The organism is Caballeronia sp. (assembly GCF_049581465.1).
GTDB lineage: Bacteria > Pseudomonadota > Gammaproteobacteria > Burkholderiales > Burkholderiaceae > Caballeronia.
In genome coordinates this window covers 1-2,640 of the sequence record NZ_JBAUSA010000439.1, presented here as the reverse complement: position 1 = coordinate 2,640, position 2,640 = coordinate 1, and the positions used below count along the sequence as shown (strand labels likewise).

2 protein-coding genes and 1 pseudogene are annotated in these 2,640 nt (G+C 62.2%); all 3 read left to right on the top strand.

The genetic code is table 11. The features are described from left to right. Positions 1 to 212, top strand: a 212-nt coding sequence (locus WCA53_RS10955) for a YqiA/YcfP family alpha/beta fold hydrolase (protein WP_423909132.1), incomplete at its 5' end; no start/stop codon positions are given. 87 nt (positions 213 to 299) lie between these two features. After that, complete coding sequence (locus WCA53_RS10950; protein ID WP_423909129.1) at positions 300 to 2,420, top strand: ribonuclease catalytic domain-containing protein; 2,121 nt, start codon at positions 300 to 302, stop codon at positions 2,418 to 2,420. Beyond that, a pseudogene (gene aroE, locus WCA53_RS10945) lies at positions 2,420 to 2,640 on the top strand (shikimate dehydrogenase); the annotation flags it as partial. The gene WCA53_RS10950 and the pseudogene aroE, both read left to right, overlap by 1 nt.

Sequence of the window (2,640 nt, the reverse complement as noted above, 5' to 3'; positions counted from 1 at the left end):
TGTCGGTGGAATCGATTACGCGGCCCGAACGTTATTACCTGATAGCGGCAACCGGCGACGAAGTGCTCGACTATCGAACCATGCTTGATCATTACCCCAATGTACGGACCACGCTGATCCAGGGCAGCAATCACGCGATCAGCGATTTCCCCGACTATCTGGACGCGGTGCTCGCGTTTTGCGCGGCCCGTCCGCCGGCTGCTGCGGCCTGAAATTGCGTGGCCTTGCGTGTCCTTCTAACGCTGGCGTGCGCGCAAACGCGTGACGCACGCCGGCCAACTGTCTTTCGAGAGTACTGAGTGAACGTTTTTTTCGAGGAATCGGGTAGTTTCAAGGCCGGCGCTGTCCTGTCGAAGCAAAACGACGCGTTTCAGGTCGAGTTGCCGGGCGGACGGCGCGCGAAGGTGCGTGCAAAAGACGTATTGATCGAGTTCGAGAAGCCGAGCGCCGCCGACCTGATGCAACAGGCCGACGCCATCGCGCAGGACATCGACCTGGATTTCCTGTGGGAATGTGCGCCGGAAGAAGAATTCCCGTTCGCGGAACTCGGCGCGGATTACTTCGGCGATAAATTCGGCGCCACCGAACGCGCCGCGCTCGTGCTGCGCATGCATGGCTCGCCGGTGTATTTCCGGCGCAAGGGTCGTGGCCAATATCAGCGCGCGCCGCAAGAACAGTTGCAGATGGCGCTGGCGGGGCTTGAAAAGAAGCGCCAGCTTGCGCTCGTGCAGGCCGGTTATGAAGCGGAACTTGTCGCCGGGAAGTTGCCGGACGCGCTCGTGGGCAAGGCAATCGGCTTGCTGACGAAGCCGGACAAGAATTCGATCGAATACAAGGCGCTCGATGCTGCCGCCGCCACACGAGGAATTTCTCAAGCGCGCCTGATGCTCGAAGTCGGCGGAATCGCGTCGGCGCGGGCGTTGCACGAAGCGCGATTCCTGTCGGAGTTTTTCCCGCACGGAACCGGTTTCGCGCCTGTCACAGTGCCGCCGCTGCCGGACGATTTACCCGAGGCCGACGTGCAGGCGTTTTCCATCGACGACGTCACGACGACTGAAATCGACGATGCGTTCTCGGTCCAGCATCTCGCCGATGGTCGTGTTCGGATCGGCGTGCATATCGCCGCGCCGGCGCTGGGGATCTCGCGTGGCGACATGATCGACGCAATCGCGCGCACGCGTTTGTCGACGGTGTACATGCCCGGCGACAAGATCACGATGCTGCCCGACAGCGTCGTGGAGGCGTTCACGCTGGCTGAGGGCGGGCTGCGGCCGGCGCTGTCGCTGTACATCATCGTGAATCGGGAAACGCAGGAGATCGTGGCGACTGAAACGCGTGCGGAGCGCGTGTTCATCAAGAGCAATCTTCGGCATAACTTCCTGGACGACCACGTCACCGAGGAGTCGCTTGCGGAGGGTAGCGGCGACTATCCGCATAAGGACGATATCGCGGTGTTGTGGCCACTGGCCCAGGCGTTATTCGAAAAGCGCCAGGAAGCGCGCGCGGGTTACGGTCTGCGGCGCGAGGTGCAGCGCAATAACGACTTCAATTTCTACGTGGAAGGCGAGCACATCACGATCTCGCCGCGCCGGCGTGGGTCGCCGCTCGATTTGATCGTCGCCGAACTGGCGATTCTTGCGAATTCATCGTGGGGCGCGTTTCTCAACGATCACAGCGTGCCGGGAATTTACCGCTCGCAACGGGGTTTTGGCGCGCCGGGCCCGAAGCGCACGCGCATGCAGACCACGCCCGCGCCGCACGAGGGTTTGGGCGTCGCGCAATATGCGTGGAGCACGTCGCCGCTGCGTCGATACGTCGATCTGGTCAACCAGTGGCAATTGCTCGCGTGCGTTCAGCATGGCGTGACAGCGGCGCTCGTCGCGCCGTTCAAGCCGAAGGACTCGGATCTGTTCGCGGTGGTGCAGGGTTTTGACGATCAGTATTCCTCCTATGCCGACTACCAGCGCCGCATGGAGTATTTCTGGTGCCTGCGCTGGCTGAAGCAGGAGAATAAGAAGCATGTCGTCGCGGCCGTAGTGAAGGACGATCTCGTGCGTCTCGATGAAATCCCGCTGATGCTGCACGTGCCCGGCTTGGGCGTCCACGCGCGCGGGACTAAGGTGATGCTGGATGTGATGAGTCTCGATGAACTCACCGTCGAGGCGTCATGCCGCCTGCTGCATGTGATCGACGCGCCCGCGGGTGCGGCAGCGTCTTCGTCTGCGGACCAGGAGGCGCAGCAGGATGAGGTGGATGACGAGGGGCTTGAAGACGTGATCCAGGCGGAAGATTTGAGCGCCGAAAGCGAAGCTGAGGCGCAGGCGGAAGCGGATACCCAGGCAGAACCTGCGCCCGATGCTGGAGGGTCGCAGGAGGAGCCGGCCGGCGAGGGCACGCCCGATGCGAAGGAGAACGCATAATGAATTCGGCGACGAAGCACGGTGACATCGACCGGTACGCGGTGATCGGCAATCCTGTCGCTCACAGCCGCTCGCCGTGGATTCATGCGCGTTTTGCCGAACAAACGGGCGAGACGATTGAATACGGGCGCGTGCTGGGCACCATCGGTGCGTTTTCCGCCGATGTTCATGCGTTCGCCCAATCGGGCGGTCGCGGCATGAACGTGACGGTGCCGTTCAA